Genomic DNA, 14095 nt, shown 5'->3' with positions numbered 1-14095 from the left:
CCCGCCTGGCAGAAACGGCAGCCGCGGACACAGCCGCGCAGCACCTCTACGCTGGCCCGGTCCTGTACGGCTCCCACAATGGGAACCACAAAGTTTTTGGGCGGTTCGTAGTCGTCCATGTTTTTGACAATGGCTTTTCTGACTCGCTCCGGAACACCGGGGTGATTCGGGGTAATGGCCTTGATACGGCCATCTTCCTCATAACTCACATCATAGAAAGACGGAATGTAAATACCGGGCAGTTTGGCCAATTCCAGCAGCAAAGTTTCCTTGTTCCAGCCCTGCTTTTTCCCCTTTTCTACAGCGGCACAGATATCCTGCAGCATCTGTTCACCTTCGCCAAGCTGCATGACATCAAAAAAGTCCGCCATCGGTTCGGCATTGCAAACGCAGGGGCCGCCGGCAATAATCAGGGGCCAGTGTTCGTCACGGTCCGCTGCACGCAACGGAATTCCGGCCAGTTGCAGCATGGCCAGAATGTTGGTGTAGCACAATTCGTACTCCAGCGAAAAGCCTACAATATCAAAGTCGGTAAGCGGGTCTTTGCTCTCCAGGCAATACAGAGGAATCTGCAACCGTTCCATCTGTTCTTTCATATCGGTCCAGGGCATGAAAGCGCGTTCGCACCACCAGTTTTCGTGGCTGTTCAAAAGATCGTAGAGGATCTTTTCGCCGAGGAAGGACATGCCGATCTCATACGTATCGGGAAAGCAGAATGCCATGCGTACATCTACAGCATTTTTGTCTTTGTAGACACAGCCGGGTTCGCCGCCCGTATACCGTCCCGGCTTTTGCACCAGGCTGAGAGCTTCTTTGAATTTAGGGGAAAATTCCGCCATAATGGTGAACCATCCTTGTCGATTTTGTTTCATTTTATTGTACCCTATGCGCGGCGGAAATGCAACCGTTTGGGTTTACCGTAAAAAAGAATGGAGGATTCTTGCCCCATCCAATCCGGGCAGCGGCAGAAGATTGACTCCTCCTACAAGGAGATTGGTGCTGGCAAACCAATATCCCGCGTAGCTGTACTGCCCGGTAATATTCATATAAAAAAGGACCAAGCTGCATCCCAGCAGATTGAAGGTCGGACCAGCTGCAGCCAGCAACAGTTCCTGAGTGGAAGACAGAAACTGTCCGCGCAGAAGCAGGCAGATCCCAAAAGGAGACAATTGCAGATCCGGCCAATGGTGCCATTGGATGCGATAAACTAGGACATGCCCCATTTCGTGCAGCAAAGCGCAGAGCAACCCGATTCGCAGAATGCCGGTAGAATCAAAGGCGAGTGCAAAAGACAACGCAAAAAGGGCCACCATGGGCGCACGGAGACGGATCCGCAGATCACGATGCCGCTTGCAGCGCGTCGGACGGGTCATAGCGAATCCCCCTGTGCAGCAGTTCAAAGTGCAGATGCGGACCGGTCGCATTGCCGGTCTCCCCTACTGTTCCCAATACAGTACCGGCAGATATGGTTTCTCCTGTGTGAACAAACAGGTATTGCATGTGGGCGTACAGCGTTTCGTCCCCATTTTGATGAAGGAGACGCACATAGTTACCGTAACTCGGATGTGTGCCTGCGTAGCGAACCATACCATCAGCCGCCGCCCGAATTACGGTTCCCTCTGCTGCAGCAAGATCGTTTCCCAAATGAAAATCAGAACCGGAACCACCCATAGGGTCTGCCCTCCAGCCGTACCCGGAGGTGCGCGTGCAATAATCGGGAAGTGGAAAAACCAGCGAAAAATCCGGGAGATAACTTTCATCCGATGCCCCCGAAGGAGGAGCATTCTTTCCATGTACAGGACGCGTGGCGGTCTCCGGCGTAGAAACCTTGGTTTCCAAAAACAGATTCCCGGTTACATTTTCTACAGCCTGCGCAGCCTTTTCAGTGAATTTACTCAGCATACGAGAGTCGGACAAAAAGAGTTCCTGTGTAGGGCGCATGGCATCGGCAAAGGCAACGCGTATTGAGGGAAACAATGCCCAGTTCATGTTTTTTGCCAACAAGGCGAACGCCAAAATCAGCAGGCACAGAAGAATCTGTCCGTTCAGGATCGCATTCCCTTCCGGCGGAGGAGAGCCATTCCGTTTTGGCACATTGTCTTTTGGGGGCATGGGGGTTGCGTTTTCCCACATGAGAAACACCTCCTTCATGCCATTTTACGCGGAACACACAAAAAATATCCGCACCGAAGCCAGCGCTTCGATGCGGATAAGCGTTTGATTAAACACCCAATGCGGATTTCAGCATTTGCAGGCGTTCTTCCAGCAACTTCTTAGGTTTGGCAAACAAACCCAAACCGTTGATTTCCATGGTGCATTCCAAGCTGGTAGAATCACCACCGCCCAAAAGGATTGCCGTAAAGGTCCCGCTGACTTTGCCATTCTGGAAACTGCAGCTCAGGCAGCGTGGCTTTTCCCGGCGGGAAAAGTGCATCTCGGTGGTGCTGCCATCGGTATGATGCTCAATGACAACAAGGCCATCATCGCGTTCCTCATAATCGCGCACATCCTTGCGCCAACCGTTGAGGGTAGGCTTGGTCAGATACAGCCAGACTTTATTGGGGTCGCATGCATAATTTGCTGTTACAACACATGTTTTTCTCATGGTAAACTCCTTTTATTTTTTACCGCGGCCGAACAAGTTCTGCCAAAGGCCGGGACGGGCAGGACGCAAAGACGATGCCTGACGGCTGACCGGTTTTGCAACAGCCTTTTTAGCAACCACTTTGGTGGTGGTCTGTGTTTTGGTTTTTTCTGCTTCCATTTCGAAGCCATCCTTAAAATACCCGAACATGGCCATCTGACTGTCAACCGGCGGCTGACCTTCAGCGGGTTTGACCTTGGTATAAGTGCCATCGGGCTGCATCTCCCGCGCGTTTACGGTATCCCGCAGCTGCAAATCCAGAATACCGCGCAGCTTTTTGGCAATGGCAGGGTCATCAACCCGGACGCCTACCTCAACACGCCGTTCCGTATTGCGGGTCAGGAAGTCGCCGGAAGCAATGTAGATGCGCATGTCTTCGCCATTCCCGAAACAGTAAATTCTGGAGTGTTCCAGGTACCGCCCCACAATGCTGCGGATGTGAACATTCTCGGTACGTCCCGGTACACCGGCACGCACACAGCAAATTCCGCGAACGATCATATCGACCCGAACGCCGGCACAGCTGGCCTCGCTGATCTTTGCAATGATCTGGGGGTCGTTGATGGAGTTGTTTTTCAAAATAATGGAAGCCGGTTTCCCCTGCATAGCAAGGGCAATCTGGCGGTCCATTTCGTCCAAAAGAACCGATTTGAAACGCAGCGGTGCCACCAGCATGGTATCGGCTTCGCTGGTCAGGCGCTGCAGTGCCATATTATTGAATACGGCGCTGGCTTCCTCGCCAATATCCTGGCGGGTCGTAATAAAGGAAAGGTCCGTGTACAACTCACTGGTTTTTTCATTGTAGTTGCCGGTACCAATCTGAGTAAGATAACGGTATTTTCCATCCACGCGACTGGTGATCAGGGTCAGCTTGGAATGGACTTTGTAATCATCAAATCCGTACAAAACCGTGCAGCCGGCATCCTGCAGCTGCTTGGACCAGTCGATATTGTTCTGCTCATCAAAGCGGGCGCGCAGCTCCACCATGGCGACGACTTCCTTGCCGTTCTCGGCGGCATTGATCAGCGCACCTACAATCTGGGAATCGCTGGCCATGCGGTAAAGGGTCATCTTAATGGAAACCACGCTGGGGTCCGCACCGGCCCGCAGCAGCATCCGGATAAACGGACGGATGCTCTGGTAAGGATAAGCCAGCAGCACATCATGCTTGCGGACTTCGGTGTACAAATCATACCCGGCGGGTGCCTGCATCGGCTTGGCAACCGGATAGAACATTTCCGGGTGACCGCCGTCGTTGGCAATCCGCCCGGACAGCTTGAACAGGCAGCCGGTGTCCAGCGGAGATGTCTGTGCGTAGCAACGGGATGCCGGCACCACCAGCTTCTCACGCAGGAACTTGGCGATTTCCTGCGGCGCCTCCGGCCAGAACTGCAGGCGTACAGCCGCCAGCTTTCTGCGCTTTTTCAGCAGTTCGCTCATGACATCACGGAAATCAATATCATGATCCATCATGCCCTCATCCACGGTGATATCCGCATTTCGGGTCACACGGAACAGGCACTGCTTCTGAACGGTGCTGGTCGCAAAAATGGTGGCGGCGTAATGAGCCACCAGCTCTTCGATGAAAGCGAAACAGGTCGTCTCGCCGTCCTTGACAAAGAGAACGCGTTCAAAACGGCTGCTGACTGGAACGATGCCGAAGCTGACCCCATCCCCTTTGTTGTACAGCTGTGCGATATAGTAGATCTCTTTATTGCTCAAGAACGGGAACGGATGGCGGGAGTCCACGATCTGCGGGCTCAGCAGCGGCAGAAGTTCCCGCTGGAAATAGGTTTTCCAGAAATGCTCCTGCTGTTTGCTCAGGTGATTGAAATCCACTTTTTTGTATCCGGCATCTGCCAGCAGGCCGACAAGATGCTGGAAATACTTGTCACACTTGGCTTGCAATTCCGCCACCCGGGGCGTGATCGCTGCAATCTGTTCGGAGGCGGTCATGTGGGTGACGATGTCGGGCTTGTTGTTTTTCAGCAGCGTTTGGTCATACAGGGACCCTACGCGAACCATAAAAAACTCATCCATGTTACTGCCAAAAATAGCAGCAAACTTGAGCCGTTCGCCCAGCGGCAGATTTTTTTCTTTGGCCAATGCCAGCACACGGCTGTCAAAGTCCAGCCAACTCAATTCGCGATTGATAAAAATGCTTTCCGGCTTTTCCAAAATCCTGTTCCTCCCGTCAATGTATATCTTCATCGCCATGTTCGGCAGAGCCGGTCGTTGCCAGACCGGTCCAGGACGCAACCATGCGCGATGATATCCCCTTTACATTATCCAGCTCTTCCAGAGATGTAAAAGGTCCGTTTTCTGTGCGATACGCTACAATAGCAGCCGCTTTGGCCGGGCCGATTCCCGGCAAGGTTGTCAGTTCTTCTTCGCCGGCGGTGTTTACGTTGACCAGCGTACCGTCGTATGTAGAGCCGGGATTCTCACTTTCAAGATCTGAAATCACCGGCACATACGATGCGGACCTGGTCGGGAACTGCCAGACCGGCGCAATCAAAAAACAGGCTCCCCAAACAATAACCACCATTGCTACTGCGGTTGCGGCCACCAAAGGACGGAATCTCCCCTGCTTTTGCACGGTGATTTTCCCTCCTTTTCTATGCGCTCTCATTATAGCATGGCTACCGGAAAAATGCACTCAAAATCTTTCCTTTTACAGAAAATATATCTTTTCCTGACATTACCGGGAACGACGTTGTACCGGCAATGGTTCCGCATCTACCATAATGACATCCGTGCCAATGGTTTTCAAAGCTTCCCACGGGATGATCAGGTCTTCATCATAGCCCAAAAGGCCGAAAAGATGGCTTCGCCCATGCAGCACCACAGACTGGAGTTTGGCCGCCCCCTCATCAAAAATCACATCATCGATCCGGCCCAGGTTCTCCCCTGTTTTGATCTGAATCACATCTTTCTCACTCAATTCATGCAATGTCATTACAGACACCTCCTTTGCGGCGGATATCGATTTATTGTATGCTTCGAAAAAGCAATTGTTTCTTGTCCGGTTTGCGTGTATAATAGAAAAAAATCTTGCAGACCATCCGGGAGGGTTTTATGTATAAAAACGTGATCTTTGATTTCGGTGGTGTAGTGGTTGACTTTAACCCCCGCAATTTTTTGATGGATCGCTTTATGAACAAGCACGCGGAGGAAGTAGTCTACGATCTGACCTTCGGCAGCCAGGAATGGCAGGATCTGGACCGTGGTACCATCACCCGCGCCGTGGGTAACCGAATTATGCTGGAGAATGCAGCACACGTCAACCGCGTGTTTGAGGTGCAAACAGTGATCGAAGAGTGGGCTTCCATGCTTCGCACCAAAAAAACAACAGTAAAAACCATGCGGGACCTGAAAGAAGCCGGATACAGGTTGTTTTACCTGACCAATATGGCATCCGATATTATGGATGAACTGCGGCAGCGGGAATGGTTTGCGCTGTTTGACGACGGTGTGGCCTCCTGCGACGTGCATCTGTGCAAACCGGAACCGGAAATCTACACGACCCTGATGCAAAAATGCAATCTTGCCTATGATGAGTCCATTTTTGTGGATGATAACAAGATCAACGCGCAGGCCGCCTACAATCTCGGAATTACCGGAATTCTGTATAAGAACCCTAAGTCTTTCCGCCGCGCATTGGGGGCCTGCGGCATTGAGTTGGGATAATTTTCCATAAACAAACAAAAGAACAACCGCCCGGTATTTGCATTACGCAGATGCCGGGCGGTTGTTTTGCTATGAATTCATTTTTAGAGAAAGATTGGCCAAAACGGCGGAAGTAAAAAATAGTTGGCACAGTAACGTTTTCAGCAGCTGGAGGAAATTTGTTCTTTGATGCGGTTCAGGGCGCCTTTTTCCAGGCGGCTTACCTGCGCCTGGCTGATTCCGATTTCTCTGGCAACCTGAACCTGGGTCTTTCCGTTAAGGTAGCGCATGGCAATGATCCGTCGCTCCCTTGGGGTAAGGGATTTTACCGTGTCACGGAACATGATGTCGCTTACCCAACTTTCCTCCCCGGTGGGATCATGCAGCTGATCTACAATGGCAAAGCTGTCTTCTCCATCCGAGTAAACCGGTTCATATAAACTGGCCGGTTCAACCACGGATTCCAGGGCCATGGCAACGTTTTCGGAAGACGAACCGACTCTTGCGGCAATTTCGGAAATTTTGGGTTCCCGTCCGTTTTCCTTTTGCAGCGCTTCCCGGGCTTTCATGGCGTGGTAGGCAAGGTCACGAATTGAACGGCTTACTCGCACAGCATTGTTATCGCGCAAAAAGCGACGGATTTCCCCTACAATCATCGGAACACCGTAGGTGGAAAAACGGACGTTCAAATTGGGATCAAAATTATCGATGGCTTTGATCAACCCGATGCACCCAACTTGAAACAGATCGTCCAGATTTTCTCCCCGGTTCGAAAATTTTTGGACCACGCTCAGCACAAGACGAAGATTTCCCTGGATCATCTTCTGGCGGGCATTTTTATCTCCGGCACGCGCCGCACGGATCAAGCTGCTTTTCTCCGCTTCGCTCAATACCGGCAATTGCGAAGTGTCAACACCGCACAATTCTACTTTTCCTGCGTACATTTTGCCATCCTCCTTCATCGTGTTTAGGAGTATGGCCCATCTGTCCGGCAGACAAACAGAAGCAGAACTGGTAAAATCTTCATCACAGGAGCGGTTCCTTCTGCATAGCATGAGCACAAAGGAGGGTCGCTCTATGGTAGAGGCCATTTGGTTTGTAATCGCCCTGGTCATGCTGGCGGTGGTATCGGTAGCACTGATTCTGATGATCGTTCTTCAACGCGACGTAAAGGCAACCGGTCGGGAAACGCGGACCCAATATCTTTCGCCGAACTATTCGCAGTCGGCGGGGTTCCGCCTTACGGCGTATCCGAACAACGAACTGATCATCCTGCAGCGTTACTGGCTCATTGATGAAAGCATTGCCGCGCTGGACTATACAATCGTACCGGGACGCTTTATGACACTGTTTATCGCCAGACGCGGCAGGATGCGCTTTCCTGACAATTACTACGCAGATGCCTTTGAAAGTGTTGAGCAGTATGACATCAACGGACTTACGGTCACGCAAAGCCAGAAAGCCGGCCGCCGTGCCGCGGTATATTGGGCGCGGGGAGATTTCGAGTACCTGATCTACTCAGAAGAACCGGAAATGAATATGATGAACGGCCTGGCGGTATGCTTTGTCAACAACACCCGGGCCGAGCGGTCTTAACCAACAATCTCTAGCTCACGGCGAAGCCGTTTGATGATGCGTTTTTCCAGACGAGAAATGTAACTTTGGGAAATCCCCAATGTATCAGCCACTTCTTTTTGTGTATGTTCAGACTCATGGTTGAGCCCAAAACGCAGTTCCATAATGCGCCGTTCCCGCGGTGCCAGCCGTTCAACGGCCAGCCGCAGAGCGGCGCGTTCTGCGCTGCGCTCCAACTCTTCTCCAACCTGCGGCTGATCACTGGTCAGCACATCCATAAGGAGCAGCTCGTTGCCGTCATTATCGGTGTTCAAAGGCTCGTCGATGCTGGCATCCTGGCGGCGATTGGAGCTTTTGCGCAGATACATGAGGATCTCATTTTCGATACATCGGCTGGCATAGGTGGCCAGTTTGATATTTTTGCTGGGTTCAAAGGTATTGACAGCCTTGATCAGTCCAATCGTGCCAATGGAGATCATGTCCTCGATCCCTGCGGAAGGTGTTTCAAACTTTTTGGCAATGTACACTACCAGACGAAGATTGTGGGTAATCAACAAATCCCTCGCAGCAGTTTTCCCTGCGGCCAGATCCGTCAGTGCCTGCTGCTCCTGCTGTGCATCCAGCGGCGCGGGCAGAACATCCGTACCATTGATGTAATGAAATTCCCGCGGGGACAGTAACCGAAGCCATAAGGCGGACAGAGACTGATTCATCTGTTTCAGCATGTTCATATGCAAGTGTTCCCCCTCTTATAAAAAATCATTTCCATATAAAGCTTCATAACTGTCACTGCCAAAAGATTGCGGCGCAAATGCCACAGCGCTTCGGCCAAGCGCCAGAATTCCATTTGGGGTAATCAAACCGATGTTGTTGACAGCAAATCCGGGAAGAAGGCTGCGCTGTGCTGCGGTTTTGCAGGGAATGACGCGCAGTTTGATCCCGGCAGGCGGTTCACCGGGCGAGTTCCCGGCAAACCAGGAAGAAAGATATTCCCGAACAGATTGAGGCAACCGATTTTTGGCATCGGGGAAACTGACAACCAGGACCGGCAGACAAGTAATCGGATCGGTCAGGTGGCAGCCGGTATCCAATGTAGCGCGCAGATGGATGAGCATATCCGCCAGCTCCAGCTCCAGTCCAACGGTTTGCGTGGCAGGTTTTCTTCTCTCCAGAAATCGAATGGCGATTTCGACGGCCACGCAGCACACCCCAGACAGGACTACCAGCAGCAAAGGTGAGATACGAAGATAAACCGTAAGATTTCCGGTCTGAAGAACTTTAGTGCCGGTATGAAGAATCACCAGCAAAACCAGACCCGCCAGGGCGATGTTCAATGCTGCGTACCAGCAGGCCGCGGTAAGAAGCCGCAGCTTATTGCTGCAGCCAAAAGCCACTGCCGTAATCAGCAGCGCGGTTGCAATTTTGTAGAGCAACTGAACCGGATAGGGCTGTTCCGGCACAAAAAGAATCAAAGAAGAAAGAGCAGCAACAAGACTGCCCAACACCAACCGGCCAAAACGGGTACGCAGTCCGCTGAATGCTGCGGTTGCCAACAGCAGAAAATACGCAGCAAGAAAATTGGTAAGCAAAAGCACGTCCAAATAGATTACCGTTTTCATGCAAACCTCCCCCTCTGCCGTAAACCGTTTCTAACAGTGTATTGGCATAAGTAAGAAAAAATGCGCAAACGGTGAAAGGTGCAAAAAAGCGACCCGCATAATACCATGCGGGTCGCTTTTTGACATTTTTGAGGGATTCGATGCTTTTACTTAAGTTCCACAACCGTCACGCCGCTTTCGCCCTCGCCATAACGACCAAGTCGGAAACTTTTGACGGCTTTATGGGTACGCAAATGCTTTTGGATAGCGCTGCGCAAAGCGCCGGTTCCGTTGCCATGGATGATGTACAACGTCTGCTGCCCACGCAGCATCCCGCTGTCCAAGAATTTATCCACCTCGGCCAGTGCTTCTTCAACGGTATATCCGAGGAGGTTGATCTCCATGCTGGTTTTACGGTTTTTATCAAGCTGTACGCGTGTGCTGGAACGGCGCGGCTCTCTCTGCGGGCGCTTTTCCATTTTATCCGGGGCACGCAAACCGGAAAGCGGCACTTTGGTCTTCATAATGCCTGCACGCACTTCCACCATCCCGGCCCGGTCGGGGCGGGCAGTAACCGTAGCCGTCTGGTTCAGCTCCGCAATGACAACTTCCTGACCGATCTGCACCTCTTTCAACGGCACATATTCGCGCACAGCAGGTTTGGCATCTGTGCGCTTCAGGAGCGTTTCGGTGTCTTTGCGCGCAATCTCACGGGCGCGCACCGCACGCTGTGCGGCACTGGTCTTTTCGTCTTTTTGAATCCGCCGCAGCTCATCCGTCAAGGCATAGGCGTCGTTTTGCACCTGCTGCATCAGGTCATGAGCCTGACGTCGTGCATTTTCCAGTTCCTGCTTGCCCTGATCAATCAGTTCCTGCCGCTTTTTCTCCGCGCTTTCCAGGGCGTGTTCCGCTTCATATCGGGCTTTTTCCGCTTCTCCCTGGGCAGCTTTCAATTGCAGTTTCAAATCATCCAACTGTGCAAGAACGCTGTCCAGGCGTTTATCATCGTTGGACATATGGTTTCTTGCCGCCGCAATGATTTCTTCGGGAATGCCAAGCTTGGCACTGATAAGAAATGCGTTAGACTTGCCCGGAACGCCTACACTCAGTTTATAAGTAGGCATAAGCGTTTCCACGTTGAACTCGCAGCTGGCATTGACAACGCCCGGAGTTTCCAGCGCGTACACCTTCAGTTCGGCGTAGTGTGTAGTCGCCATCAAAAGGCTTCCCTGCCGGCGCAACTGTTCCAGAATGCTGACTGCAAGTGCAGCACCTTCCGCAGGGTCTGTTCCGGCACCCAACTCATCAATCAAGGTCAACGTACCGTGTTTGGCACGCTGCAGAATCCCGCTGATGCGCTTCATGTGTCCGGAGAACGTAGACAGGCTCTGCTCAATGCTTTGCTCATCGCCGATGTCTACCAGATACTCATCAAAATGGCAGACAACGCTGCTCTCATGCGCAGGAATCAAAAAGCCGTATTGGGCCATAGCATTCAGAAGGCCGGCCGTTTTAATCGAAACCGTTTTGCCGCCGGTATTGGGACCGGTTACAACAAGGGTATCGTACTCTTCTCCGAGAGAGATGTCTACAGGAACCACCCGTTTTTTGTCAATCAACGGGTGTCGTGCCCGGTTCAGGCGGAAACGGACCGTGTCGCTGACCGTGGGCATAAACGCATTTTGTTCAACAGCCAGACGTGCCTTCGCCAGCAGCAGGTCAATTTGCAGCATGGCATCATAGCTGTAAGAAAACTGCGGCTCCAGCGATCCAACCTGCGCAGAAAAAGCAGAGAGGATACGGGTGATTTCTTCCTGCTCCTGGGCACGCAGCTGCATAATCCGCGCATTTGCTTCCACCACAGCAGTAGGCTCCACAAAAATCGTGGCGCCGGTAGACGATACATCGTGAATAATACCGCCGACCTCACCGCGATATTCCGCGCGGACAGGTACAACATAACGTCCATTACGCAGCGAAACCACGGCATCCTGCAAAAATTTGTTGGTGGTGGAGTTTTTGATGATGTTGTCCAGTTTGGTCCGGATGGAATCCTCTGTCTGCCGGATTTTACGGCGCAGGTCATGCAGCGTCACACTGGCCGTATCTGCCATTTCTTCCGGCGAAAGAATACTTTCCGTGATCTGCTTTTCCAGAACAGGCTGGGGTGCCAGTGCGTAAAACAGATCGTCGGTCAGCAGCATATCATGATCGCTCAATCCGTACCACTGGGACAGACCGGCGAAGTTCCGCAACGTGGCAGCGATTTCCAGCAGCTCTCCCATGGAGAGAATGCCGCCTTTTTGTGCGTGGGCGGTGATACGGCGAACATCCGATACACTGCCAAAGCGCGGGCTGCCGTTTTGAATCAGCAATGTATTGATCGCGTTTGTCTGCGCCAGGGCGTAACGTTCTTCCTCGGTTGTAGGATACGGCTCCAGAGCAAGCATCGTCTCTTTGGTTTCCCGGCAGGTACACAACTGCACAGCACGGGCCAATATCTTATCCAGTTCCAGAGTCGTTTTATAGGCGATATCCATACAGGGTATTGTTTCTCCTTATTCCAGTACAGTTTTTAAAAAATCAAGGCTTTTTAATCCATGCTCCAAATGCGCCAGCAGATATTGCTCGCTGACGCGTGACAGATTCTTCAGGCTTGATGGGGATAACGTAAAAGAAAACAGCTTTTTGTCCTCGGCAAGGCAGATATGGCGCAGCGCATACAAAGCGCCCGCATCCAGATTGGGAACGTGACGCGCTTTGTCGGCACAATCAGCGCACAAAAGATTGCCCTCAATCGGGTCAAAGTAGAATTCCCCACCATCGTAACGGCCGCAGCTCACGCAGGCCAACAGATCCGGCTGATAACCGGCCATGCTCATGGCACGCAGCTCGTAAATTGTTTTCAGCTGGCGCAGGGGCAGACGCTTTTGTCCGATCATATACAGGCTGTTGAGCAACAGACGCAGCTGTGCATCGGCTTCCGGCGGTGCCGGCGAAAGCGATAAAGCAATCTCCGCCATGTAGGTAGCCAAACACATAGCTTCCACACTATCGGAGATTCCGTGAAAGACCTTTTTTACCTGTGCCGAATCCACAAAATAATGGCTCCGGCCGCTGGTCAGGGTAAACTCCGAATAACAGAACAAGCCGGAGGCACTGAACAACTTGTTTTTCAATCGCAGGCTGCCCTTGGCGGAGGCTGAAATGACACCCAGATCAGGTGTCAGCAGCGTCAGAATCTGGTCGGCTTCCCCCACTTTGACCTGGCGCAGCACCAGCCCCGTTGTTGCCACCTGCATATCGTTCCTCCTGCAGCAAACACTGCTGCGATTTATAATTCAGATAATCATAGACACTGCCGGTTTGTATAAACTTTGCCCAATTCTCTGCCGAACAAGCCATGGTGGCGTCCCCCTTTCCCAATGCTGTCAGCATAGCATAACGGGAAAGGAAAAGTTGTCCAAGAGGGGCGTACAGATATTTGTCAGGGTTTGGAGAATCCCAGCGAATTCAAAAGCTGATCATTATCACGCCAATCTTCGCGCACTTTTACCCAGCACTGCAGGTTTACTTTTACCCCCAGCAGCTCTTCAATATCCATGCGGGCAGCAGAGGCAATTTTTTTCAGCATCTGCCCGCCTTTGCCAATAATCATGCCCTTATGGCTTTTCCGTTCACAATAGATATCCACATCAATATCGATCAGATCTTTGTCGGGGCGTTCTTTAAAGCGCTCCACAACCACCGCAATGCCGTGCGGGATTTCTTCCCTCATAAAGAGGAGGGCTTTTTCGCGTACAAGTTCCGCCACCAGTTCTTTCTCCGGCATGTCGGTAAATGCATCATCATCAAAGTAGTGCGGCCCTTCATTGCCGTAAGGCTTCAGCAAAGCGAACAGGTCATCGCAGCCGGTTCCATCCTTGGCGGATATGGTAACCACCGCATCAAAGCAACCAAAGTCTTCAATCTGCCGTTTGCGCTCCTCCAGGGCTGCAAAGCTGTCCAGCAAGTCCACTTTGTTGATTACCGCAATGGCCGGGCCGCCTTTTTGAAGTGCCTTTACCATGGTCAGCTCCGAGTCGGTAAAGTCCCCGGCCGGTTCAAACAGCATCATGGTTACATCAACATCTTTCAGGCTGGCTGCGGCCGTCTGGGTCATGCGGGTATCCAATTTGTTGCGTGCGGCATGGATGCCGGGGGTATCCATCAGCACATACTGTACCGGCCCTTTGGTGATGATTCCGGTAATACGGCTGCGCGTAGTCTGTGGCTTCTGGGTAACAATGGCGACTTTCTCGCCTACCAGATAGTTCGTCAGACTGGATTTTCCCACATTGGGACGGCCAACCAATGCCACAAAGACACTGCTGGGCATTTCAGGAATTGCTTTTGCCATTCGTTGTTTCGCCTTTCTGGTTCGTTTGATGGTAACGGAAAGTAAAAAGATACGCGGGAATCAATCCCAGCAGACACAGTACACCGGTCACCGGGACCGTGCGCAGATGGTCAACAATCACGGACAGGCGGGGAATCAGCAAGACACAGCCGATGCACAAAGCCCCTAATGCGACAATCAAAACCGCGCCGGCAGCCATGTCCTTGGCAG

General features: G+C 52.0%; 14 protein-coding genes and 2 pseudogenes. 2 read left to right on the top strand and 14 right to left on the bottom strand.

Annotated elements, in window-relative coordinates; all coding sequences use genetic code 11:
• From H6B10_RS06685 to H6B10_RS06655, 7 genes and pseudogenes are all read right to left on the bottom strand, one after another.
• Positions 1-872: pseudogene (locus H6B10_RS06685) on the bottom strand (B12-binding domain-containing radical SAM protein); the annotation flags it as partial.
• 42 nt (positions 873-914) lie between these two features.
• The gene (locus tag H6B10_RS06680; RefSeq protein ID WP_204650864.1) at positions 915-1373 is read right to left on the bottom strand and encodes a peptidase; all 459 of its coding nucleotides are present in this window, start codon (positions 1371-1373) and stop codon (positions 915-917) included.
• Positions 1339-2133 carry a M23 family metallopeptidase gene (locus tag H6B10_RS06675; RefSeq protein ID WP_243427288.1) on the bottom strand — a complete coding sequence of 265 codons (795 nt, stop codon included), beginning with the start codon at positions 2131-2133 and terminating at the stop codon, positions 1339-1341. Before H6B10_RS06675 ends, H6B10_RS06680 begins: the two co-directional genes overlap by 35 nt.
• Before the next feature lie 88 nt (positions 2134-2221).
• Positions 2222-2605: a hypothetical protein gene (locus tag H6B10_RS06670; RefSeq protein WP_204650862.1), complete on the bottom strand. Its 384-nt coding sequence runs from the start codon at positions 2603-2605 to the stop codon at positions 2222-2224.
• A gap of 12 nt (positions 2606-2617) precedes the next feature.
• Positions 2618-4822, bottom strand: coding sequence for a polyphosphate kinase 1 (ppk1, locus tag H6B10_RS06665; RefSeq protein ID WP_204650860.1), 2205 nt, complete (start codon positions 4820-4822; stop codon positions 2618-2620).
• Positions 4823-4838: 16 nt separating this feature from the next.
• On the bottom strand, positions 4839-5243 hold the full coding sequence (locus H6B10_RS06660) for a ComEA family DNA-binding protein (RefSeq protein WP_345941713.1): 405 nt from the start codon (positions 5241-5243) through the stop codon (positions 4839-4841).
• A 102-nt stretch (positions 5244-5345) separates the two neighbouring features.
• Complete coding sequence (locus H6B10_RS06655) at positions 5346-5603, bottom strand: PRC-barrel domain-containing protein (RefSeq protein WP_204650858.1); 258 nt, start codon at positions 5601-5603, stop codon at positions 5346-5348.
• Between the two features lie 119 nt (positions 5604-5722).
• Between H6B10_RS06655 and H6B10_RS06650 the strand changes: the two genes are divergently transcribed.
• Positions 5723-6334, top strand: coding sequence for an HAD family hydrolase (locus H6B10_RS06650; RefSeq protein WP_204650857.1), 612 nt, complete (start codon positions 5723-5725; stop codon positions 6332-6334).
• Positions 6335-6474: 140 nt separating this feature from the next.
• On the opposite strand, the gene sigG is transcribed toward H6B10_RS06650, so the two are convergent.
• A complete protein-coding gene (gene sigG / locus H6B10_RS06645) occupies positions 6475-7257 on the bottom strand; it encodes an RNA polymerase sporulation sigma factor SigG (protein WP_204650855.1) in 783 nt (260 codons plus the stop codon).
• A gap of 133 nt (positions 7258-7390) precedes the next feature.
• Between sigG and H6B10_RS06640 the strand changes: the two genes are divergently transcribed.
• Positions 7391-7909 (top strand): hypothetical protein, encoded by a 519-nt coding sequence (locus tag H6B10_RS06640; protein WP_204650853.1) that lies wholly within the window; start codon positions 7391-7393, stop codon positions 7907-7909.
• Here the strand turns inward: H6B10_RS06640 and sigK are convergent.
• The 6 genes and pseudogenes from sigK to H6B10_RS06610 form a co-directional block, all read right to left on the bottom strand.
• Positions 7906-8619, bottom strand: a complete 714-nt coding sequence (sigK, locus tag H6B10_RS06635; RefSeq protein ID WP_204650851.1) for an RNA polymerase sporulation sigma factor SigK — start codon at positions 8617-8619, stop codon at positions 7906-7908. The genes H6B10_RS06640 and sigK overlap by 4 nt on opposite strands.
• Before the next feature lie 18 nt (positions 8620-8637).
• Positions 8638-9507 (bottom strand): sigma-E processing peptidase SpoIIGA, encoded by an 870-nt coding sequence (locus H6B10_RS06630; protein WP_204650849.1) that lies wholly within the window; start codon positions 9505-9507, stop codon positions 8638-8640.
• A 146-nt stretch (positions 9508-9653) separates the two neighbouring features.
• Entirely contained in the window at positions 9654-12026 is a 2373-nt protein-coding gene (locus tag H6B10_RS06625; protein WP_204650847.1) for an endonuclease MutS2, read from the bottom strand.
• An 18-nt stretch (positions 12027-12044) separates the two neighbouring features.
• Positions 12045-12788 (bottom strand): DNA repair protein RecO, encoded by a 744-nt coding sequence (gene recO / locus H6B10_RS06620; protein ID WP_204650845.1) that lies wholly within the window; start codon positions 12786-12788, stop codon positions 12045-12047.
• Between the two features lie 185 nt (positions 12789-12973).
• Positions 12974-13885: a GTPase Era gene (era, locus tag H6B10_RS06615; protein ID WP_243427287.1), complete on the bottom strand. Its 912-nt coding sequence runs from the start codon at positions 13883-13885 to the stop codon at positions 12974-12976.
• Positions 13866-14095, bottom strand: a pseudogene (locus tag H6B10_RS06610) (hypothetical protein); the annotation flags it as partial. The pseudogene H6B10_RS06610 and the gene era, both read right to left, overlap by 20 nt.

It is taken from the genome of Gemmiger formicilis (assembly GCF_016901605.1).
GTDB classification, from domain to species: Bacteria; Bacillota; Clostridia; order Oscillospirales; family Ruminococcaceae; genus Gemmiger; species Gemmiger formicilis_B.
This window is presented reverse-complemented; position numbering and strand designations above follow the sequence as displayed.